This is a genomic window from Streptomyces muensis (assembly GCF_021474425.1).
Lineage (GTDB): Bacteria > Actinomycetota > Actinomycetes > Streptomycetales > Streptomycetaceae > Streptomyces > Streptomyces muensis.
The window spans coordinates 1-20658 of sequence record NZ_JAKEIP010000087.1 but is presented as its reverse complement, the minus strand read 5'-3'; the positions used below and the strand labels follow the sequence as shown (position 1 = coordinate 20658).

The window sequence follows — 20658 nt, the reverse complement described above, 5'->3', positions numbered from 1 at the left end:
TCCGCAGGAGGACTGATTCATGACCGACCGGCCTTTGACGCTGATGGCAGTGCACGCCCACCCCGACGACGAGGCCACCGGAACCGGAGGTGTCCTCGCGCGGTATGCGGCAGAAGGCATCCGCACGGTTCTCGTGACGTGTACCGACGGCGGTTGCGGTGACGGGCCGGGGGGTGTCAAGCCGGGCGATCCCGGGCACGATCCGGCGGCGGTCGCCCTGATGCGCCGGCAGGAACTCGAGGCGAGTTGTGGCGTCCTGAAGGTCAGCGATCTGGAGATGCTGGACTATGCGGACTCCGGGATGATGGGCTGGCCGAGCAACGACGCCCCCGGATCCTTCTGGCAGACCCCTGTGGAGGAGGGCGCGGCCCGGCTCGCGGAACTCATGCGGCACTACCGGCCCGATGTGGTCGTCACCTATGACGAGAACGGTTTCTACGGCCACCCCGACCACATCCAGGCCCACCGCATCACGATGGCGGCGCTGGAGATGACCGAGCTGACGCCGAAGGTGTACTGGACGACGATGCCCCGCTCGGGGATGCGGCGGTTCGGCGAGATCATGCGCGAGTTCGGTGAGGACATGCCGGAACCGGACCCCGCCGAGGCCGCCGCACTGGCCGAGATCGGCCTGCCCGACGACGAGATCACCACATGGGTGGACACGACCGCGTTCAGTGGCCAGAAGTTCGACGCGTTGGCCGCGCACGCCAGTCAGGGCGAGAACATCTTCTTCCTCAAGATGGGCAAGGAGAGGTTCGGCGAACTGATGGGCATGGAGACTTTCCTCCGTGTCCAGGACGCCACCGGCGCGGCCGTTCCCGAGAACGATCTCTTCGCCGGACTGCGCTGATCCGCCCATCCGGAGACCTGTCCGTACGCAGGCAGCAGCCCGGTCTTGACGGCGCCGGCGCGGGAGGCATTGTCATGCCGGGTTCCTCAGGTGGCGTCGCTCGGAGCCCAACCGGGCGAAGAAGGCGAGGAGTTCGGGGTCGTCGACGGCGGCGGGGTTGACGACCTGCTCGGCTGGGGCGCCCTGGAGCAGGCGTTTGACCGGAACCTCCAGCTTCTTGCCGGTGCGGGTGTGCGGGATGCCCCGGACCTGGATGATCTCGTCGGGGACGTGGCGGGGTGAGGCACCGGCGCGGATGGCGTCGCGAATGCGGTCGCGCAGGGTGTCGTCGAGTTCGACGCCGGCCGCTGGGACCACGAACAAGGGCATCCAGTAGCCGCCATCGGGTTCCTCCGCGCCGATGACGAGGGCCTCGGTGATCTCGGGAAGGCGCTCGACGACGTCGTGGATGTCGGCGCTGCCCAGGCGTACGCCGTTGCGGTTCAGTGTGGAGTCGGAGCGGCCGTGGATGACGACCGAGCCGTGCCCCGTGAGCGTGATCCAGTCGCCGTGCCGCCAGATGCCGGGGTAGGAGGAGAAGTAGGCGTCGCGGTAGCGGGTGCCGTCGGGGTCGTTCCAGAAGGACAGCGGCATCGACGGCATCGGGCGGGTGACGACCAGCTCGCCGACCTGGTCCACGACCGGGAAGCCCTCGGCGTCGTACGCGGCCAGCGCCACCCCCAGGTGGGGTGCGGACAACTCACCCGCCCAGACCGGGGTGTTGGGTGCGCTGCCCGCGAAGCCGGACACGATGTCCGTGCCGCCGCTGATGGACGCGAGCAGGGCGTGGTCGCCGACGTGGTCGCGGACCCATGGATAGGCGGACGCCGGCAGGGCGGAGCCGGTGCAGCCGACCACGCGGACGCACGACAGGTCGTGCACGGACGGGTCGATGCCGAACTTGGCCATGCCCAGCAGGTACTGGGGACTGGTGCCGAAGACGGTCACCCGGTGGCGGGCGGCCAGTTCCCACAGGACGTCGGGCTTGGCGAAGGGGGCCGGGCTGCCGTCGTAGGTACAGGTCGTGGCGCCGGTCAGGAGGGTGGAGGCGACGAGGTTCCACATCATCCAGTGGGTCGTCGTGTACCAGAGCAGACGGTCGCCGGGGCCGAGGTCCGAGTGCAGGCCCAGGGTCTTGAGGTGCTCCAGGACGACGCCGCCGTGGCCGTGCACGATGCCCTTGGGCAGGCCGGTGGTGCCGGAGGAGAACACGACCCACAGAGGGTGGTCGAACGGCACGGGGACACAGGTGAGTTCCTCGGCGCGGGTCGCCGCGTCCTCCCACGGCAGGACCAGAGAGGGGTGGTTCGACGTGAGCCCCGGCAGGCCCACGTGGTCCACCAGCACGGTGGCCTTCAGTGTCGGCAGCGCCTGGGCGAGTTCGAGGACGGCTTCGCGGCGGTCGTGGGTGGTGCCGTTGAAGAGGTAGCCGTCGGCGGCGATCAGGACCGTGGGTTCGAGCTGGGCGAACCGGTCGGCGGCGGCCTTGGGGGCGTAGTCCTGTCCGCAGACCGACCACACGGCGCCGAGGCTCGCGGTGGCCAGGAAGGCGACGACGGCGTGCGGGGTGTTGGGCAGATAGCCGACCACCCGGTCGCCCTGGCCCACCCCCAGGTCACGCAGGGTCGCGGCCACGGAGGCGACCAGGGAACGCAGCCGTCCTCCGGTCACCTCGTACCCGGCACCGGTCTCGTCGAGGGCGATGATCGCCACGTCGTCGGCGGCGAGGTTGCGCAGGGCGTGGTGGGCGTAGTTGAGGGTGGCGCCGGGGAACCAGCGGGCACCCGGCATCACCTCCTCGGCCAGGACCTGTTCGTACGACGTCTCCGCGTCGACGTCGAAGTACTCCCACACCGCGCCCCAGAAGTCCTCCAGCCGGGTGACCGACCAGTGGTGCAGGGCGACGTAGTCGGTACCGTCCACCCCGACGTGGCGGGCGAAGTCGGCGATGCGGCTGGACGCCGCGGTCTTCGGAGCGGGTGTGAAGAACGGGTCCGGGTACGGCGTATTCATCGTGTGGTGCTCCTCAGCAGGCTTTTCCCAGCGGTCCGTTCGCAGGGAACGGGGCTTCGGGTGGTGTGCAGCAGGGACGCCCAGGCGGCGGTCGACGTGAAGTCGCGGCCACCGGACGGGACGACGTCCAGCACGACGCGGTCGGGCCGCAGCAGGACCGCTTCCGCTCGTCCGGCGCGCAGCCAGGCGGCGAGTGTGCCGTCATCGCCGAGGTCGGACACTTGGAGCGCCCGGACGCCGAGGCCGCGGGCGAGCGCGTCCAGCGAGGGCCAGGGCTCGGCGGCGGTGAGGATCGTGAAGGAGTCGCCGAGCAGTTCGTCGAGACGGGTACGCCGTGCGTCCGGGCTCACCCACGGTTGCGGGCAGTGGGTGCCCGCCAGGCTCCGGCGGACACCGCGCCGTACGAGCGGACCGGCGGTCAGGGGCGGGCTGAGGCCGCGGCCGGCCGCCGCGGTCAGGCCGGGTATGCGGCAGGCCGCGGAGAGCACCCTGCGGCGGATCGCGGCGGCGCCGTCCTGGCCGCCGGTCATGGCCCAGCCCATGACGACCGCGAGCTGGATCACATGGCGGGCATGGGGTCTGCGCTCGGTCTCGTAGGTGTCCAACAGCCGTTCGTCGGCGCCGTGTCGGAGCACTCGGGTGAGCTTCCAGCTGAGGTTGTAGGCGTCGCGCAGGCCCGAGCACAGGCCCTGGCCGATGAACGGCGGGGTGAGGTGGGCGGCGTCACCGAGCAGGAAGACGCGTCCGCTGCGCCAGCGGTCGGCGACACGTGCCCGGAAGGTGTACCGCGTCTCTCGGACGACCTCGAAGTCCCCGTCGTACGAGGGCGGCAGCCACGGCGCCACGAGCTCGCGGACCGGCATCGCCTCGTTCCGCAGCCGGAACTCCCAGCGGTAGCGGTCCTCACCGACGCGCATGAAGGTCGCGGGCCGCTCCGGGTCGCAGACCTGGTCCACCCCTTCCCAGCAGCGGACGGCGGCGTTCGTCCGGACGTCGACGACCGTCCAGCGCTCCTCGAAGCGCAGATCCTCCCAGGCGCCGCCCACGGCCTCGCGGGTGAGGCTGTTGGCGCCGTCGCAGCCGAGGACGGCCTCGGCCCACAGATGGTGCTCGCCCTCGTCGTCGCGGTAGGTCACGCGCACGGGTCCCGTGGTGTCCGGGCCCACGCCGATGACCTCCACGCCACCGCGCAGCTCGCACTCCGGGCGCCGGGCCAGGGCGTCGCGCAGCACCCGCTCCAGTTCGGGCTGGTCGAACATGCTGGTCTGCGGATAGCCGTGCAGGCCGTCCTCGGTGCGCCGGAACTCGGCCATCACCCGGTGCCGGGCGTCCAGCAGCCGCAACCCGTTCGCCGGCCGGGCGATTGCGGTGAACTCCTCGCCGACGCCGGCGGCCTGGAGGATCCTGCGCACCTCGTCGTCCATGGCGACGGCGCGCGGGAGCGGATAGACGTCCGTGTGTCGTTCGAGGACGACGCTGCGGACTCCACGCCGGGCGAGGAGGAGGGCGGCGGTCACGCCCACGGGCCCGGCGCCGATGATCACGACGGGGACAGCTGCGGCTTCGTCGATGGTCACGTGCGGCTCACCTCGGGTCCTGCTTCGCGTCCGCGACGGGCGTACGCTGCTCGCCGAGGTCGATCCGGCCGTCCGGAGTCGCGATCGTCGCCGTGATCACGTCACCCGGGTGCAGGTAGTGCGGGTTCCTGGCCTGGCTCTTGAAGAACGCCTTCCACTTCACCGCGGGCGGCAGCAGCGCGCCGATCTTCTCGACCGCCTTCGGCGGGGCCTTCAGAGCGGTGCCGCCGGGGGTCCCGGTCAGCAGCAGGTCGCCGGCGTCCAGGGTCTGGAAGCGGGCCAGCAGCGTCAGTGCGCGGGCCGGGCGGACGATCATGTCGGCGAGGGTGCGGTCCTGGCGCGGCTCCCCGTTGACGCTCAACTTCAGCCGCAGGTCCAGCAGACGGGCGAACTCCTCCGGCTCCAGCAGTGAGAGGTAGGGGCCGGTGGGCGTGAACGTGGGGTACGACTTGCTCTCGTAGAACTGCGTCTTGGTGAGCTGCACCTCGCGGGCGCTGATGTCGTTGGTGATCACCAGTGCGGCGACGTACGAGGGCAGGTCGCCTTCCTCGACGACGGTGCCGACCGGCAGGGGCGCTCCCATGACCAGGCCGAGTTCGATCTCGTAGTCGAGGAACCTCACATGCGGCGGCCGTACGATCGCCTCGCCCGGGCCACTGACCGACCCGGAGGCCTTGCGGAAGAAGGCGGGCGGGATGTCGCCGGTGAAGCCCGAATCGCGGGCGTGGCTGCGGTAGTTGACCATCTGGGCGACCACCCGGCAGGGGGTGGTGACCGGGGAGAGGGCCGCCAGGTCGGCGACGGGCGTGCCCGGCTCGCCGGAGGCGGCGGCCGCACGTACGGCGTCCCGGTCGGCCAGCAGTTCGGCGGTGGTGACGGCTTCGGTGGCGACGCGGACGGCGCGCGCGTGGCGCACCGCCCACCAGCCGTCGGCGGTGCGCAGGACGTTGGTGCTCATATCAGTGCCTTTGTGTGGTGGGGCTGGCGGCGTCAGGAGTTGGCGGCCTTCAGCAGGCCGAGGAGTCGCGCCGGGTCCATCTCGTTGTCGCCGCGCAGGGCCTCGATGACGTCGCGGACGCGCTGTGGGGAGGGGCCGGCGCCCAGGAAGTCGCGGGTGGCCGGCGGGCCCCACTGGGCGAGGCCGCTGGTCGACATGGGTGCCCAGCCGGGCTCCAGGTCGCAGGTGAACAGGTCGCCGTCGGCGAAGTGTTCGAGCATGAAGTGGTCGGGGTCGCGCCAGTAGTCGAAGAGCTGGCTGCCCTGGATGTGCCGGCCGATGCCCCAACTGCGCTTGTAGCCGCGCTCGCCCAGGTACTCGCCGCCGGCGGCGAGGGCATCGAGGTCGGTGACCTGGTAGGCGGAGTGGACATAGCCGTTGCCCGGGCCCAGGTGCATGGCCAGCGTGTGGTGGTCGGCGGGCACGCCGCCCAGGTCGCAGCGGATGAAGGCCATGGTCGGGCCGCGGCCGCGCTGGCCGTCCAGGAACAGGAAGTCCGACACGATCATGCCGAGGGTGTCCAGATACCAGTCCAGGGCCCGGGCGAACACCCGTGTCTCCAGCACCACATGACCCAGCCGCTGGATCCGGGACGGCTCGCGCGGCGGGCGCTGCGTGACATTCGTACGGCGGTGACGGGTGCCGAAGTTGAGCAGCAGCGGCTGCTGCTCGGGCAGCGCCGGCAGCTGCTCGCCGCAGTGCGCCACGCGCACCGGGAAGCCGGACGGGTCGAGCAGGTCGACCACCCTGCCACCCCCCGGTACGTCGGCGTCGCGCACGTCGGAGCCGGTGGCACGGGCCAGCCGGTCCAGGTCGGCCCGCTCGGCCGCACGGAAGGCCGGGCCGATGAAACGGGAGGTCCGGCCGCGCCGGATCACCATGCAGGGCGAGCCGGCGAAGGTGCCGCGCAGCCACAGCTCCCGCTCGGTGCGGGCGGCGATCCCGAACCCGAAGTCCCGGGCGAAGACCTCGGCCCGGTCCAGGTCCGGCTTCTCGAACTCCAGCCAGGCCAGATCCGCCACTTTGATCACGGGATTGCGGGACCGGCCCGGGTGCTCTCCGCGCAGGGCGCCCTGCTCACTGTGAAGGTCCTGGTGGGCCGTCTTGACCTCGGCCCCGTCGACGCGGGTTTCAGACATGGTGCCCTCCGAGCAACATCGCCGTAATGAGGAAATCATCAACTGTGACAGTTTCATCGTCAAGATGTCCGCGGCAAGAGATGATGAATTCATCAGGACTGCGATCGTCATCGTCCCGCCGCTAGACTCGGCGCATGCCTACGTCAGCCCCGCCCAGCAACCGGTTCGAGCGGCGTCGCGCGGAGACCCGCGGGGCTCTCGTCCGTGCGGCCCGGCAGATACTCGCCGAGACCGGCGACACGAGCGCCAGCATCCAGGCCATCGCGGAGCGCGCGGACGTCGGCTTCGGCTCCTTCTACAACCACTTCGAGTCCAAGGCTGAGTTGTTCGAGGTGGCGGTGGTGGACGCCCTGGAGGAGTTCGGCCAGAACTTCGACGAGCGCCTGGCCGAGATCGACGACCCGGCGGAACTCGTCGCGGCGGGCTTCCGGCTCAGCGCCCGCATGGCCGACTCCCATCCCGAGCTGATGCAGGTGCTGCGCCGCCGCGGTCTCGGGCACATCCACTCGGACAACGGCCTGGCCCGACGGGCGCGACGCGATCTCCAGGTCGGCATCGCATCCGGCCGTTTCACCACCCTCGACCCGACGGTCGCCCTGTCCGCGCTGGGCGGAACCCTGCTGTCCCTGGTGGAGCTGAGGTTCGCCCGCCCCGACGTGGACGGCGACGAGGCCGCGGTGAACCTCGCCGAGATGGTCCTGCGCATGCTGGGCATCCCGCCGGACGACGCCCACGAGGTCGCCCGGCGCCCGCTGCCCGACCTCGCCTGACCGCCCCTCTACGAGGCTGCCGACGACTCCGGGCGGAAGGTGACCGAGCGGCCGGTGAAGCGGGCGTCGATCCCGTCCCGCGTCGTGGTGACCGACCGAAGACGCAGCCCCTCGGGAACGTTCCGCAGCGCGACAGGCTCTTCCAGGGCCTTGTCGAGCAGCGACTTCAGCGGAGGAATCAGTTCACCCTGAACGGCACGGACGTCCGTGAACGCGATGCCGTTTCCGCTCGCCGCCGAGACGGCCGCGCTCACGGTCACGTCGCCTACGACAGGCAGACCGGCCGTCGCGTTGACCCGGCCCGCCTCGTCACCCTGCGACACCCGCACACCAAGCGCGTTCGACACGTCCCCGTACGACAGGAACGCGGTCGCCTCGACACTGCGGGCGCGCGCCTCATCGGCGCTACCCGAAGCCTGCAGCCTGTCCATCCCGACGGTCAGCCTCGTCACCGGCAGGGGCCGGGTCGCGCCGTCGGCCGGTATGTCATGGGCGGTGAGGTCGACCTGATCGAGGCGGCCGTCGGCCAGTTGGGTCAGCACGGGGAAGCCGCTGACGTGCACTGAAGGCCGTTGCGCGGTTCCCATGCCGTCCTGGAACGCCTTGGCCGTACGGCTCTCCGCACGGGCCGCCGCGATGCGGTCGACCGCGACGGTACCGATCAGCAGTGCCGCCAGGGACGCCGCGACGATGATCAGGCGCCGCCGCCCCAAGCCCGGGCGGCTCACGTACACGGCGCCATCGCCGTGGCAGGGGTCGCCGACGTACTCCTCGTCGCGCTGGGTCTCGTACATGGTTCTCCTCTTCGGGGTGTGCTCGGGGAATGCTCGGCAAGCGCGTCTACGCGCCGTCGCCCTCGTGCCGGCCGAGCCCTCGGACGCAGGTGGCGGCCCGGTCGCCGTCCACCCCCATCGCGATCAGGGCGGCGGTCGCGGCTCCCGTGCCGTCGTCGGCCCAGGTCCCGACGTTCACGCACTCAAGGAGCCCCAACAGGTACCCCTCCAGCGCCCGGGCCAGCGCTGCGGGCGCCACGCTGACCTGGAAGGACCCCTCCCGCTGCCCCCGGGCGATGATCGACGCCGCCGTGTCGCGGGCCGGGGCGAGAACCTCGGCGACCCGCTCGGCCCCTAGGTCCTGTGGGGCGAGGCGCAGCAGCATGCGGTAGCGGTCGCCGACGGGCCACACGGCCAGGACGAAGTGCGCCAACGCCATGACGGCGTCCGGGGCGGGAAGCCGCGGGACCTCGATCGCCTGCCGCAGCGACTGTGCGGCGTCCGCCACCAGCCCCGCGACGAGCGCGGCCCGGCCGTTGAAGTGGCCGTAGACCGTGCGACGCGCCACACCCGCGGCCTCGGCGATGCCGCCGAGGCTGCTGTCGGGGTCGCGGCCTAGTTCCTGCCGGGCCGCTTCGAGGATGCGGGCCCGGGTGAGCCGGGTCCGGCTGCGTTCTGGGGTGTCTGCGAACGTGTGCGCCGGTCATGTGAGACCTCCGGTCGGCCGGGGAGGACAATCCGATATTTGCACATGGCCGAGCAATAAACTAGTCTGCACATCAATGGGCAATTAACTGCTCTCGGTGCCGCGCCCACTCCTGTCCGCGCCCGCACCACTCCCACCGATCCGCACCCCGAAGCCTCCGCTTCACCTCCTGCCGAGGAGCCTGACGATGCCGCTCTTTGCGAAGACGCCCGTCGAGAAGATGACCGAGCCCTACCCCCGCCGCTGGTGGGCCCTGCTGGTGCTCTGCCTGAGCCTGCTGATCGTCGTCATGGCGAACACGTCACTGATCGTGGCCGCCCCCGACATGACCATCGACCTGGGCCTGACCAGCAGCGACCTGCAGTGGGTCATCGACGGCTACACCGTCCCCTACGCCGCGCTGATGCTCGTACTGGGCGCGATAGGCGACAAGTACAGCCGCCGCGGGGCCCTGGTCCTGGGCCTGCTGATCTTCGTCGGCGGTTCGGTGATGGGCGGCCTGGTCGACGAGACGAACCTGGTCATCGTCGCCCGCGCGATCATGGGTGTCGGTGCCGCCGTCGTCATGCCGGCCACCCTCTCCCTGCTGGTCGCGATCTTCCCAAGGGCCGAGCGCGCCAAGGCCATCACCGCCTGGTCCGCCACCTCGGGCCTCGCCATCGCCGCCGGTCCGGTGGCCGCCGGCTGGCTGCTGGAGAACCACGCCTGGGGCTCCACCTTCCTGATGAACGTCCCCGTCGCCGTCCTCGGTGTCGCCGGCGCGCTGCTCCTGGTCCCGCCGTCGAAGGCCGAGGGCATGGGCCGTATCGACTACGTCGGCGGGCTGCTGTCGATCGTCTCGGTCGGTTCCCTGGTCTACGCGACCATCGAGGGCCCGCACTTCGGCTGGGGCGCCGGTCCGATCGCCGCGGCCGTGGTCGCCGGAGTGGGCCTGCTGGCCTTCGTGGCCTGGGAGTTGAAGCACCCGAACCCGATGCTGGACGTGCGCAAGTTCACCGAGCGCCCCTTCAGCGGCTCGATGCTCGCGGTGCTGTTCTTCTTCTTCGGCACCTTCGGCGCGATCTACTACTCCACGCAGTTCCTGCAGTTCGTCCTCGGCTACGACGCCCTGGAGACCGGAATCCGGCTGCTGCCGCTGGCCGGTACGGTGTTCGTCGGCGCCGCCGTCACCGGCAAGCTCGCCCCCAAGCTGGGTGTGAAGCTGGTGGTCGGCACCGGCATGGTGATCGGCACGGCGGGGGTCTTCCTGCTCACGCGGATCGAATCGAGCTCCACCTACACCGACTTCGTGACGCCCCTGCTGCTGCTCGGCTTCGCGATCGGCCTGAGTCTGGCCCCGGCCACGGACACCATCATGGGCTCCTTCCCCGAGTCGGAGCTGGGCGTAGGCGGTGGCGCCAACGACACCGCGCTGGAACTCGGTTGCGCGCTGGGCATCGCCGTCCTCGGCTCGCTGCTGGCCACGTCCTACAAGGACAAGCTGACCGATCTGGCCGCAGGCCACCTCCCCGCCGAGGCCATGGACACCGCCAAGGACTCCGTCGGCGGCGGCATCGCGGTCGCCGAGCAGGTCGCCAAGAACCCCCAGGGCGGTGCCGAGCAGGCCCAGACCCTGCTCGGGGCGGTGCACGAGTCCTTCGCCCACGCCATCGCCCACACCAGCCTGATCGGCGGCATCATCATGGCCGCCGGAACCGTGATCGTCATCGCCGTCCTGCCCGGCCGCAAGGCCGCCGGCAGGCACCGCCAGACGGAGACGGCCCAGGCCCCGAAGCAGACCGAGACCGTGGGCGCCGCCTGAGCCCCACCAGGACGGGTCGTGCCTGAGCGGCGCACGACCCCGGGACGGTGCCGGGAGGGGACACCCGGCACCGTCCCTCGACCCCGGAGACCCGGGTCACAGCCTCGGAGAGGGAAAGGTCACAGCCGTGCCCTCTGCTGCTCCTTTGTCGATCTGACCTAGCATCCGAGCATGACGGTCCTGCCTGACGACGGGCTCTCGCTGGCCGCCGAGTTCCCTGACGCAACCCATGAGCAGTGGCAACACCTGGTGGAAGGTGTGCTGCGCAAGTCGGGCAAGGACGTCTCGGGCGCGGCAGCCGAAGAAGCCCTGTCCACAGCTCTGGAGGACGGGCTCCGCACCCGTCCGCTGTTCACCGCGCGCGACGCCGCGCCCGACTCCGGCCTGCCCGGGTTCGCCCCGTTCGTCCGTGGCCCCCGTGCCGAGGGCAACACGGTCGGCGGCTGGGATCTCCGGCAGCGGCACACGGCGGTCGCGGAGGGTGTGGCGCTCGCGGACCTGGAGAACGGCGTCACCTCGCTGTGGCTGGTCGTCGGCGAGGGCGGCATCCCGGTCTCCTCGCTCGGCCGAGTGCTGGACGGCGTCTATCTCGACCTCGCGCCCGTCGCGCTCGACGCGGGAGCCGACGTGGAGCCCGCCGCACGCGAGTTGCTGCGGCTGTACGAGGAGCGGGGCGTCGCCAAGGAGGCGGCGCGCGGCAACCTCGGCGGGGACCCGCTCGGCCATGAGGCCCGTACCGGAAAGGCCTCGGCGTTCGCGCCGGTCGCCGCGCTGGCGCGGCTGTGCGCCGAGGAGTACCCGGGGCTGCGGGCGCTGACCGTGGACGCGCTGCCGTATCACGAGGCCGGTGGCTCGGCCGCACAGGAGCTGGGCTCCTCGCTGGCGACCGGCGTGGCGTATCTGCGTGAGCTCACCGAGGCGGGGCTGACGGTCGAACAGGCCTGTGCGCAGCTGGAGTTCCGCTACGCGGCCACCGCCGACCAGTTCCTGACCATCGCCAAGCTGCGGGCGGCGCGCCGGCTGTGGGCGCGGGTGACCGAGGTGTGCGGGGCGCCGAGCGCCCAGGTGCAGCACGCGGTCACCTCGCCGGTGATGATGACGCGCCGCGACCCGTGGGTGAACATGCTGCGCACGACGGTGGCCACGCTGGCCGCCGGGGTCGGCGGCGCCGACGCCGTGACCGTGCTGCCCTTCGACCACGCCCTCGGACTGCCGGACGCGTTCGCGCGGCGCATCGCCCGCAACACCTCGACCATCCTCATCGAGGAGTCGCATCTCGCCCGGGTGATCGATCCGGCGGGCGGCTCCTGGTACGTGGAGTCCCTGACCGACGAACTGGCCCGCGCGGGTTGGGAGTTCTTCCAGCGGATCGAGCAGGCGGGCGGCCAGGCGGCCGTGTTGCGCTCCGGTCAGCTGCGTCAGGACCTGGCCGACACCTGGGAGGCGCGCACCGGCAGGCTGGCCAAGCGGCGCGAACCCGTCACCGGTGTCAGCGAGTTCCCGCACCTCGCCGAGCCGCCCGTGGAGCGCGAGCCCGCACCGGAGCCCCGGTCCGGCGGTCTGCCCCGGGTCAGCCGCGACGAGGCGTACGAGGCGCTGCGCGCCCGCTCCGACGCCCACCTGGCCGCCACCGGCTCCCGGCCGCGGATCTTCCTGGCCGCGCTCGGCCCGGCCGCCGCCCACACCGCGCGCCTGACCTTCGCCTCGAACCTCTTCCAGGCCGGCGGCATCGAGCCCGTCACCGAGGGCACCTTCGAGGAGAGCGGCGCCGGCGAGGTGTGTCTGTGCTCCAGTGACGCCGTGTACGAGGAGCAGGCCGCGACCGTGGCCGCCGGGTTCAGGTCGGCGGGCGCCTCGCACGTGTTCCTCGCGGGCCGGCCCGGGCAGTACACCGATGTCGACAGTTACGTCTTCGCGGGCTGTGACGCCGTCGCCGTACTGTCCGCCACCCTCGACCGCATGGGAGTGTCCTGATGGGAATCCCCGACTTCTCCGGAATCGAACTGGGGACCCCTGCCACCGGCGGCGGCGCCGACGAGTGGCGTGCGGCCGTCAAGCAGGCAACGGGCGGCGACGAGCCGCTGTGGGAGACCCCCGAGGGCATCGCGGTCAAGCCGCTGTACACCGGCCGTGACCTGGAGGGCCTGGACTTCCTCGGCACCTACCCGGGTATGGCGCCGTATCTGCGCGGCCCGTACCCGACGATGTACGTCAACCAGCCGTGGACGATCCGCCAGTACGCGGGCTTCTCCACCGCCGAGGAGTCCAACGCCTTCTACCGCCGCAACCTCGCGGCCGGCCAGAAGGGCCTGTCGGTCGCCTTCGACCTGCCCACGCACCGGGGTTACGACAGCGACCACCCGCGTGTGACCGGCGACGTCGGCATGGCGGGTGTCGCCATCGACTCGATCTACGACATGCGGCAGCTCTTCGACGGCATCCCGCTGGACAAGATGACCGTGTCGATGACGATGAACGGCGCCGTGCTGCCGGTGCTCGCGCTGTACATCGTGGCGGCGGAGGAACAGGGCGTCGCGCCCGAGAAGCTGGCCGGGACCATTCAGAACGACATTCTGAAGGAGTTCATGGTCCGCAACACCTACATCTATCCGCCGAAGCCGTCGATGCGGATCATCTCCGACATCTTCGCCTTCACCTCGCAGCGGATGCCGCGCTACAACTCCATCTCCATCTCCGGCTACCACATCCAGGAGGCGGGTGCGACGGCCGACCTGGAGCTGGCGTACACGCTCGCGGACGGCGTGGAGTACATCCGCGCGGGCCGTGAAGCGGGCCTGGACGTGGACGCGTTCGCGCCCCGGCTGTCGTTCTTCTGGGCGATCGGCATGAACTTCTTCATGGAGGTCGCCAAGCTGCGCGCGGCGCGCCTGCTGTGGGCGAAGCTGGTCAAGCAGTTCGACCCGAAGAACTCCAAGTCGCTGTCCCTGCGCACCCATTCGCAGACCTCGGGCTGGTCGCTGACCGCGCAGGACGTGTTCAACAACGTCACGCGCACGTGCGTCGAGGCGATGGCGGCGACACAGGGCCACACGCAGTCGCTGCACACCAACGCCCTCGACGAGGCGCTGGCGCTGCCGACCGACTTCTCGGCGCGCATCGCCCGCAACACCCAGCTGCTGCTCCAGCAGGAGTCCGGCACGACCCGGGTCATCGACCCGTGGGGCGGCAGCGCCTACGTGGAGAAGCTGACGTACGACCTCGCGCGGCGCGCCTGGCAGCACATCCAGGAGGTGGAGGCGGCGGGCGGCATGGCCAAGGCGATCGACGCCGGCATCCCCAAGCTGCGCATCGAGGAGGCCGCGGCCCGTACGCAGGCCCGGATCGACTCCGGCCGCCAGCCCGTGATCGGCGTGAACAAGTACCGCGTCGACAGCGACGAGCAGATCGAGGTGCTCAAGGTCGACAACTCCTCCGTACGTGCCCAGCAGATCGCCAAGCTGCGGCGGCTGCGCGAGGAGCGGGACGAGACGGCCTGCCGGGACGCGCTGGACGCACTGACCCGGGCAGCCGGCGGCGAGGGCAACCTGCTGGAGCTGGCGGTGAACGCGGCCCGCGCGAAGGCGACCGTCGGGGAGATCTCCGACGCCCTGGAGAAGGTGTACGGGCGGCACGCGAGCCAGATCCGTACGATCTCCGGCGTGTACCGCAACGAAGCAGGCGAGTCCCCGTCCGTGGACCGCACCCGCACCCTCGTGGACGCCTTCGAGGAGAACGAGGGCCGCCGTCCGCGCATCCTGGTCGCCAAGATGGGCCAGGACGGCCACGACCGCGGCCAGAAGGTGATCGCCACGGCCTTCGCCGACCTCGGTTTCGACGTCGACGTCGGCCCGCTGTTCCAGACCCCGGCCGAGGTGGCCCGCCAGGCCGTCGAGGCGGACGTGCACATCGTCGGGGTGTCGTCGCTGGCCGCCGGTCACCTCACCCTCGTACCGGCGCTCAAGGAGGCGCTGGCCGAGGAGGGCCGCGAGGACATCATGATCGTGGTCGGCGGGGTGATCCCGCCGCAGGACGTGGCGACGCTGCTGGAGATGGGTGCGGCGGCCGTCTTCCCGCCCGGGACGGTGATCCCGGACGCGGCCTACGACCTGGTCGAGCGGCTGGCGGTCGACCTCGGCCACGGCGTCTGAGTCCCATGGCGATCGATCTGGATGCCTATGTCAAGGGTGTACTCGACGGGAAGCGGGCCATGGTCGCCCGCGCCATCACTCTCGTCGAGTCCACCCGGCCCCAACACCGGGTGCTGGCCCAGCGGTTGCTGACCGAGCTGCTGCCGTACAGCGGGAAGGCGCGCCGGATCGGGGTCAGCGGGGTGCCGGGGGTCGGCAAGTCGACGTTCATCGACGCCTTCGGCACGATGCTCACCGGGCTCGGCCACCGGGTCGCGGTGCTGGCGGTCGACCCGTCGTCCAGCCGTACGGGCGGGTCGATCCTGGGCGACAAGACACGGATGGAGCGCCTGGCGGTCGACCCGGCGGCCTTCATCCGCCCCTCCCCCACGGCGGGCACACTGGGCGGGGTCGCGAAGGCCACCCGTGAGTCGATCGTGGTGATGGAGGCCGCGGGCTACGACGTGGTGCTGGTGGAGACGGTCGGCGTCGGCCAGTCGGAGACCGCGGTGGCGAACATGGTCGACTCCTTTCTGCTGCTCACCCTGGCCCGTACCGGCGACCAGCTCCAGGGCATCAAGAAGGGCGTGCTGGAACTCGCCGACGTGCTCGCCGTCAACAAGGCGGACGGCCCGCACGAGCGGGACGCTCGGGCTGCCGCGCGCGAACTGTCGGGCGCGCTCAGGCTGATGCACGGCAAGGACGCCGCCTGGACCCCGCCCGTGCTGCACTGCAGCGGGCGTGAGTCGATCGGCCTGGACACCGTCTGGGACCGCCTCGAACAGCACCGGGCCCTCCTCGACTCCACCGGCCGGCTCGCCGCCAAGCGCCGTGACCAGCAGGTCGACTGGACCTGGACCATGGTCCGCGACGAACTGCTGGGCAGGCTGCACGCCGACCCTGCGGTGCGGGCGGTCACCCCGGGGCTCGAACAGCAGGTCAGGGACGGCGAGTTGACGGCCACACTGGCCGCCGAGCGGATCCTAGCGGCGTTCGGCGACGGACACGGAGCACGGGCTCAGCACGCCGATGAGTCGGGGCTGCGCGGCGCCACCAGCCCCGACTCGTAGGCGAACACGACGAGTTGGGCGCGGTCCCGTGCGCCCAGCTTCGTCATCGCGCGGCTGATGTGCGTCTTCGCCGTGAACGGGCTGATCACCATGTGTTCGGCGATCTCCTCGTTGGTCAGTCCGCGCGCCGCCAGCGCCGTCACCTCGCGTTCGCGCCGGGTGAGGCACTCCAGGCTGGGGGCGGTGGCCCGGTCGGGTGGGCGGGAGACGAACTCGCCGATCAGGGTGCGGGTGACGGCCGGGGACAGCAGCGCCTCGCCGCCCGCCACGACCTCGATCGCCTGGAGCAGGTCGGCCGGATCAGTGTCCTTCAGCAGGAAGCCGCTCGCACCGGCCCGCTGAGGGTGCCCCCTCTGGGGGAGCCTCGAAGACGTACTCGTCGTGCCCGTAGTTGGTGAGGATCACCACGCGCACGCCCGACAGGGCCGGGTCGGCGGCGATGTGCCGGGTCGCCTCGATGCCCGTCATCACCGGCATCTGTACGTCGATCAGCGCGATGTCGGGCACCTGTGCGCGGATCAGCGCCAGCCCCCGCTCGCCGTCCGAGGCCTCGCCGACGACCTCGATGCCGTCCTCGGCGTCCAGCAGCGCCCTGAAGCCCGCCCGCATCAGCGCCTGGTCGTCGACGAGCGCCCCCCTGATCACACCGTTCGTCATCCCGCCTCCCCCAGCGGCAGCCGCGCCCGTACCGCGAAGCCTCCCTCCTCGCGCGGGGCGGCGTCCAAGGTGCCGCCGAGGGCCGTGACGCGTTCGCGCATACCGGTCAGGCCTATGCCGGGCTCGGGCGGGCGGGACGGGTCGGCGGCGCCGTCGTCCTCGACCAGTACCGTCAAGTCACCGCCTCCGTAGGCGAGTCGCACGCTGACCTTCGCCGGTCCCGCGTGCCGTGCCGCGTTGGTGAGGGCCTCCTGGACGATGCGGTACATCGCCCGGTCCACCGTCGCCGTCAACGGCCGCTCCTCCCCCGTCACCGTCAGATCGACCGCCAGTCCGGCCGCCCGCGCGCGCTCCACGAGCAGCGCGGGAGCGCCGGTCGGCTCGTCGGTGCGCAGCACCTCCAGGGTGGCGCGCAGCTCACGCATGGCCTCGCCGCTCGCCTCCTGGATGGCGAGCAGGGCGGGCGGCACCTCCTCGCCGCGCTTGCGGGCCAGGTGCACGGCCACGCCCGCCTGGAGCTTGACGATGGAGATGCTGTGGGTGAGGGAGTCGTGCAACTCCCTGGCTATGCGCAGGCGTTCCTCGCCCGCCCGGCGCAGCGCCGCCTCCTCCCGGGTGCGTTCGGCCTCCAGGGCGCGCTGTTCGGTCTGGCGCAGATACGCCCGCCAGTTGCGGTCGGCGAGGCCCGTCACCAGCGCGCACAGGAACCAGCCGGCGAGCAGCAGTGTCTCGCGGACGATGTCCGAGGTCGCCGAGCCCGCCGCCGCGTATCCGCCGAGGAAGACTGCGACCGCGGCCGCTGCGGTGCCCCGGTGTCCGGTCCGGGACGCCGTGTGCACCGCGCCGACGACCGGAACGGCCAGCCCGGCGGCGGGTCCGGCGTGGACGACGTCGGCGAGCAGGCAGGCGGTGGTGATGGCGAGGACCGCGCGCGGGGCGGTGCGATTTGCGCGGCCAGGGCCAGCGAACCGGCCACGACCGCGACGGTCAGGTCGGCGAGCCGCTCGCGTGTGATCCGGTACCCGCTCATCCCCGCACAGTAGACGGCGCCACCGACATCGACGTCAGCCCTGTGGACGGCTCTTCGACTACTCCCCGGGAGTAGTGCCGGGCACCGGCCCGCCCCGCCGGAGCAGCGGCGACTGTCTTCGGCGGTACGACGACCCGGCGGGTCCGCAGCCTCGCCGGCCGTACCCTCAGCCGCGCCGTGCGCCGCCCCGCCCGCCCCGGCACCTCCCTCCAGCTGCTCGACCCCGTCGACCCCGGCGAGGCGCCCGCCTGGGCGCAGGGCACGCCCGTCGGCATCGCGTACGCGGCGCTGCTCAGGGCGGCGATGCGGGGCGCGGGCCTGCTCGACGCCGAGGACCACGATCTGGTGGAGCAGATCCTCCAGGACTGGGACGGATCGCATCCGCCGCTCTCCTGGGACGGGTTCCCGGACCGCCGGGAGCGGCCGGGTGCGCGCCTGGCGCTGCTGGCCGCCCTCGCCCCGTACCGCATCACCGACGAGGACGTACGGGCATGGCGGCGGCCGGAGCACACCGACCACTGTCTAGTGCATCTCGTCGCGTACGGCGCCTTTGTAGCGGTGGACCGCATTGAAAGCGCTATCTGCTCTCAAATCACCCAGGAGGCCATGTAACTCGCCCAGGACACCCCGTAATTACTGCCTTCTCGCCGCCCTTCTGTAATGGCGTCAGCACGGAGCGAGTTGGCACTTCCGCCCCACAGGGAGTCATGTGACACTGGCGTCCCGTCCGCAGTGCGGACTCCTTCCGCACCGTCCCCCACGAGAAGTGCGCCGTGCGTTCTCTGCCCTTGCCGCTCGCCCTCACCGCGCGTCTGTCGCCCGTCGTCGTGCTCGCCGCGGCGGGCTGGGCGCTGTCGTCCGGACCGTTCGCCGCGACCCCGGCGGCCGAGGACCAGGCGACCCAGAAGAGCGGCGACGAGTCACCGACGGCCCCGGCGACAACGGCCGTGTCCAAGACGTACGCCGCCGCTCCCGCACCCTGCGGCAGCCTGGGCTCGAAGTCGATAAAGGCGCTCGTCCCGGGCGCCAAGACCGCCGGCAAGGAGATCCCGTCGACGGACTCGAAGCTGCGCCGCACCTGCTCGTGGAACGCGCTCAAGGGCTACGACTACCGGTGGCTGGACGTCTCCTTCGAGATCACCAAGTCGGACGAGGCGGCCCAGAAGTCGTACAAGGAGCGTGTCGCGGACCGCAGCGGGGGCGGCGAGGTCCCGGGCATCGGCGACTCGGGGTACTCGGTCGTGAACCTCAGCACCGAGGACAAGCAGCAGACCCGCGAGGGCCTGGTGCTGGTCCGCGTCTCCAACGCGCTGGTCTCCGTCACCTACAGCGGCAGTGACTTCGAGTCGAAGAAGGCGCCGGACACGGACGAGATCAACAAGGGTGCGATCAAGGCGGCCCGGGAGGCGGTGGCCGCCTTGGAGGACGGTCAGAAGGGCTGACCGTCCTCCACAGCCGGTCCCGTCCGGTCCGGTCCGGTTCAGGCGGCGGCGCGTTCGCGGTGGCCGGCCATCAGCGCCACGTACAGCACCAGCGAGGCGGCCAGGCCCACCGCCCAGCCGTAGTCGGCCAGCGGCTTGAGGAACGGGATCAGTCCGTCCGTCGGGAACGGCCCGGTCTTCGCCCCGTCGGCGCCGACACCCGAGTACGAGCCGCCGACCGCGAGGACACCGCCCACGACGAAGGCGACGATCGCGCGCCAGTTCCAGCCGGACGAGTACCAGTAGCGCCCGCCGGGCGTGTACAGGTCGGCGAGGTGCAGGACCGTGCGGCGGACGATCCAGTAGTCGGCGATGAGGATGCCCGCGACCGTGCCGAGCAGACCGCCGACCACACCGAGCCAGGTGAAGATGTAGAACTCGGGCGTCGAGATCAGTTTCCACGGAAAGATCAGGATGCCGACGACACCGGTGATCAGCGCGCCCGTACGGAAGTTGATGAGCTTCGGCGCCAGGTTGGCGAGGTCGTACGCCGGTGAGACCACGTTGGCCGCGATGTTCACGGAGACGGTGGCGACGAGGACGATGATCAGCGCGAAGAGCAGGCCGAAGGCGTTGTCCGTCTTGGCGGCCAGCGCGACCGGGTCCCAGATCGCCTCGCCGTAGACGACCTCGGAGCCGGAGGTGACCAGGACGGCGAGGATCGCGAACAGCGTCATGGTCGTCGGCAGACCGAGGGACTGCCCCCAGGTCTGCGCCTTCTGACTGGCGCCGAAGCGGGTGAAGTCGGGGATGTTGAGCGACAGAGTGGCCCAGAAGCCGATCATTCCCATCAGGGACGGGAAGAAGACCGGCCAGAAGTCGGCGCCCCAGCCCAGCTTCGACGGCTGGTCGAGCAGCGCGCCGAAGCCGTCCGCCTTGACCGCGATCCAGATCAGCAGCACGAAGGCGCCGACGATCACGAAGGGCGCGGCCCAGTTCTCGAAGTGGCGCAGGAAGTCCATTCCGCGGTAGATGATGGCGATCTGCAAGGCCCAGAAGAGCAGGAAGCAGAGCCACAGCGGCCAGGGGTTGCCGGCGATCTTCCCGGCGTTCTCCCAGTGCCCTCCCGTGAGCTTGGACCCCAGCGCGAAGATGCCGCTGCCGCCGATCCAGGTCTGGATGCCGAACCAGCCACAGGCCACGGCCGCCCGGATCAGCGCCGGGATGTTGGCGCCCCGCAGCCCGAAGGAGGCCCGCGCCAGCACCGGGAACGGGATGCCGTACTTGGGTCCGGCATGCCCGGTGGCCAGCATCGGCAGCAGCACGATGACGTTGGCCAGGGCGATGGTGAACACGGCCTGCTTCCAGTCCATGCCGAGCGCGACCAGGCCGGAGGCCAGGGTCCAGCTGGGGATGCAGTGGGCCATGGAGATCCACAGGGCCGCGAAGTTGTACGTCGTCCACTTGCGCTCGGCGACCGGGACGGGACGCAGGTCCTCGTTGGCGAAGGGGCTGTCGGCGGGGAAGGCCTCGGGGGCGAGCTCGATCCGGCCGCCGGAGTCGGCGGACTGGGATATCGGCGACCCCTTGGGGACTGTGTTGGTCATGAGCAGGCCAATCGATCAGGCGGGGAACGGGAAAGGCCGTGCGGGGGCCTTGAACCCTCCCCGGGGGAGCGGGGAGGG

General features: G+C 71.2%; 14 protein-coding genes and 3 pseudogenes. 8 read left to right on the top strand and 9 right to left on the bottom strand.

Translation table 11 applies throughout. From position 1 onward, the window contains the following. Positions 1 to 19: 19 nt before the first annotated feature. Positions 20 to 853, top strand: coding sequence for a PIG-L family deacetylase (locus L0P92_RS21280; RefSeq protein WP_234764390.1), 834 nt, complete (start codon positions 20 to 22; stop codon positions 851 to 853). Between the two features lie 72 nt (positions 854 to 925). On the opposite strand, the gene L0P92_RS21275 is transcribed toward L0P92_RS21280, so the two are convergent. From L0P92_RS21275 to L0P92_RS21260, 4 genes are read right to left on the bottom strand one after another with little or no spacing between them, the layout of a single operon-like run. After that, on the bottom strand, positions 926 to 2905 hold the full coding sequence (locus L0P92_RS21275; protein WP_234764389.1) for an acetoacetate--CoA ligase: 1980 nt from the start codon (positions 2903 to 2905) through the stop codon (positions 926 to 928). Then, positions 2902 to 4482, bottom strand: coding sequence for a bifunctional 3-(3-hydroxy-phenyl)propionate/3-hydroxycinnamic acid hydroxylase MhpA (gene mhpA, locus L0P92_RS21270; protein WP_234764388.1), 1581 nt, complete (start codon positions 4480 to 4482; stop codon positions 2902 to 2904). The genes L0P92_RS21275 and mhpA overlap by 4 nt, the downstream gene beginning before the upstream one ends. A 7-nt stretch (positions 4483 to 4489) precedes the next feature. After that, a complete protein-coding gene (locus L0P92_RS21265) occupies positions 4490 to 5440 on the bottom strand; it encodes a fumarylacetoacetate hydrolase family protein (RefSeq protein ID WP_234764387.1) in 951 nt (316 codons plus the stop codon). 32 nt (positions 5441 to 5472) lie between these two features. Continuing rightward, positions 5473 to 6618, bottom strand: coding sequence for a VOC family protein (locus L0P92_RS21260; RefSeq protein WP_234764386.1), 1146 nt, complete (start codon positions 6616 to 6618; stop codon positions 5473 to 5475). A 134-nt stretch (positions 6619 to 6752) separates the two neighbouring features. Between L0P92_RS21260 and L0P92_RS21255 the strand changes: the two genes are divergently transcribed. Beyond that, positions 6753 to 7388 carry a TetR/AcrR family transcriptional regulator gene (locus L0P92_RS21255; RefSeq protein WP_234764385.1) on the top strand — a complete coding sequence of 212 codons (636 nt, stop codon included), beginning with the start codon at positions 6753 to 6755 and terminating at the stop codon, positions 7386 to 7388. An 8-nt stretch (positions 7389 to 7396) separates the two neighbouring features. Here L0P92_RS21255 and L0P92_RS21250 read toward each other — a convergent pair whose 3' ends face one another. Both L0P92_RS21250 and L0P92_RS21245 read right to left on the bottom strand, forming a co-directional pair. Then, positions 7397 to 8182, bottom strand: coding sequence for an LmeA family phospholipid-binding protein (locus tag L0P92_RS21250; RefSeq protein ID WP_234764384.1), 786 nt, complete (start codon positions 8180 to 8182; stop codon positions 7397 to 7399). Positions 8183 to 8228: 46 nt separating this feature from the next. Then, a complete protein-coding gene (locus L0P92_RS21245) occupies positions 8229 to 8804 on the bottom strand; it encodes a TetR/AcrR family transcriptional regulator (protein WP_234764399.1) in 576 nt (191 codons plus the stop codon). Between the two features lie 250 nt (positions 8805 to 9054). Between L0P92_RS21245 and L0P92_RS21240 the strand changes: the two genes are divergently transcribed. The 4 genes from L0P92_RS21240 (at position 9055) to meaB (ending at position 15865) form a co-directional block, all read left to right on the top strand. After that, positions 9055 to 10668 carry an MFS transporter gene (locus tag L0P92_RS21240; protein ID WP_234764383.1) on the top strand — a complete coding sequence of 538 codons (1614 nt, stop codon included), beginning with the start codon at positions 9055 to 9057 and terminating at the stop codon, positions 10666 to 10668. 171 nt (positions 10669 to 10839) lie between these two features. Then, entirely contained in the window at positions 10840 to 12642 is a 1803-nt protein-coding gene (locus L0P92_RS21235) for a methylmalonyl-CoA mutase subunit beta (protein ID WP_234764382.1), read from the top strand. Further along, positions 12642 to 14816, top strand: coding sequence for a methylmalonyl-CoA mutase (scpA, locus tag L0P92_RS21230; RefSeq protein ID WP_234764381.1), 2175 nt, complete (start codon positions 12642 to 12644; stop codon positions 14814 to 14816). The genes L0P92_RS21235 and scpA overlap by 1 nt, the downstream gene beginning before the upstream one ends. Positions 14817 to 14821: 5 nt before the next feature. Further along, positions 14822 to 15865, top strand: a complete 1044-nt coding sequence (gene meaB / locus L0P92_RS21225; protein ID WP_234764380.1) for a methylmalonyl Co-A mutase-associated GTPase MeaB — start codon at positions 14822 to 14824, stop codon at positions 15863 to 15865. Here meaB and L0P92_RS45255 read toward each other — a convergent pair. Then, positions 15814 to 16522, bottom strand: a pseudogene (locus L0P92_RS45255) (response regulator). The gene meaB and the pseudogene L0P92_RS45255 overlap by 52 nt on opposite strands. Further along, positions 16519 to 17552 (bottom strand): annotated as a pseudogene (locus L0P92_RS21210) (sensor histidine kinase). Before L0P92_RS21210 ends, L0P92_RS45255 begins: the two co-directional pseudogenes overlap by 4 nt. A 135-nt stretch (positions 17553 to 17687) precedes the next feature. On the opposite strand from L0P92_RS21210, the pseudogene L0P92_RS21205 reads away from it, so the two are divergent. Further along, positions 17688 to 18164: pseudogene (locus L0P92_RS21205) on the top strand (carboxymuconolactone decarboxylase family protein); the annotation flags it as partial. A 161-nt stretch (positions 18165 to 18325) separates the two neighbouring features. Then, the gene (locus L0P92_RS21200; protein WP_234764378.1) at positions 18326 to 18994 is read left to right on the top strand and encodes a hypothetical protein; all 669 of its coding nucleotides are present in this window, start codon (positions 18326 to 18328) and stop codon (positions 18992 to 18994) included. Between the two features lie 38 nt (positions 18995 to 19032). On the opposite strand, the gene L0P92_RS21195 is transcribed toward L0P92_RS21200, so the two are convergent. Continuing rightward, on the bottom strand, positions 19033 to 20580 hold the full coding sequence (locus L0P92_RS21195) for an NCS1 family nucleobase:cation symporter-1 (RefSeq protein ID WP_234764377.1): 1548 nt from the start codon (positions 20578 to 20580) through the stop codon (positions 19033 to 19035). Positions 20581 to 20658 lie beyond the last annotated feature (78 nt).

What these genes read in the sequence shown, in the direction of transcription:
- scpA (WP_234764381.1), top strand. Translation starts at nt 12,642, where the DNA reads ATGGGAATCCCCGACTTCTCCGGAATCGAACTGGGGACCCCTGCCACC.
- L0P92_RS21250 (WP_234764384.1), bottom strand. Translation starts at nt 8,182, where the DNA reads ATGTACGAGACCCAGCGCGACGAGGAGTACGTCGGCGACCCCTGCCAC.
- L0P92_RS21240 (WP_234764383.1), top strand. Translation starts at nt 9,055, where the DNA reads ATGCCGCTCTTTGCGAAGACGCCCGTCGAGAAGATGACCGAGCCCTAC.
- L0P92_RS21235 (WP_234764382.1), top strand. Translation starts at nt 10,840, where the DNA reads ATGACGGTCCTGCCTGACGACGGGCTCTCGCTGGCCGCCGAGTTCCCT.
- meaB (WP_234764380.1), top strand. Translation starts at nt 14,822, where the DNA reads ATGGCGATCGATCTGGATGCCTATGTCAAGGGTGTACTCGACGGGAAG.
- L0P92_RS21265 (WP_234764387.1), bottom strand. Translation starts at nt 5,440, where the DNA reads ATGAGCACCAACGTCCTGCGCACCGCCGACGGCTGGTGGGCGGTGCGC.
- L0P92_RS21260 (WP_234764386.1), bottom strand. Translation starts at nt 6,618, where the DNA reads ATGTCTGAAACCCGCGTCGACGGGGCCGAGGTCAAGACGGCCCACCAG.
- L0P92_RS21255 (WP_234764385.1), top strand. Translation starts at nt 6,753, where the DNA reads ATGCCTACGTCAGCCCCGCCCAGCAACCGGTTCGAGCGGCGTCGCGCG.
- L0P92_RS21275 (WP_234764389.1), bottom strand. Translation starts at nt 2,905, where the DNA reads ATGAATACGCCGTACCCGGACCCGTTCTTCACACCCGCTCCGAAGACC.
- L0P92_RS21280 (WP_234764390.1), top strand. Translation starts at nt 20, where the DNA reads ATGACCGACCGGCCTTTGACGCTGATGGCAGTGCACGCCCACCCCGAC.
- L0P92_RS21195 (WP_234764377.1), bottom strand. Translation starts at nt 20,580, where the DNA reads ATGACCAACACAGTCCCCAAGGGGTCGCCGATATCCCAGTCCGCCGAC.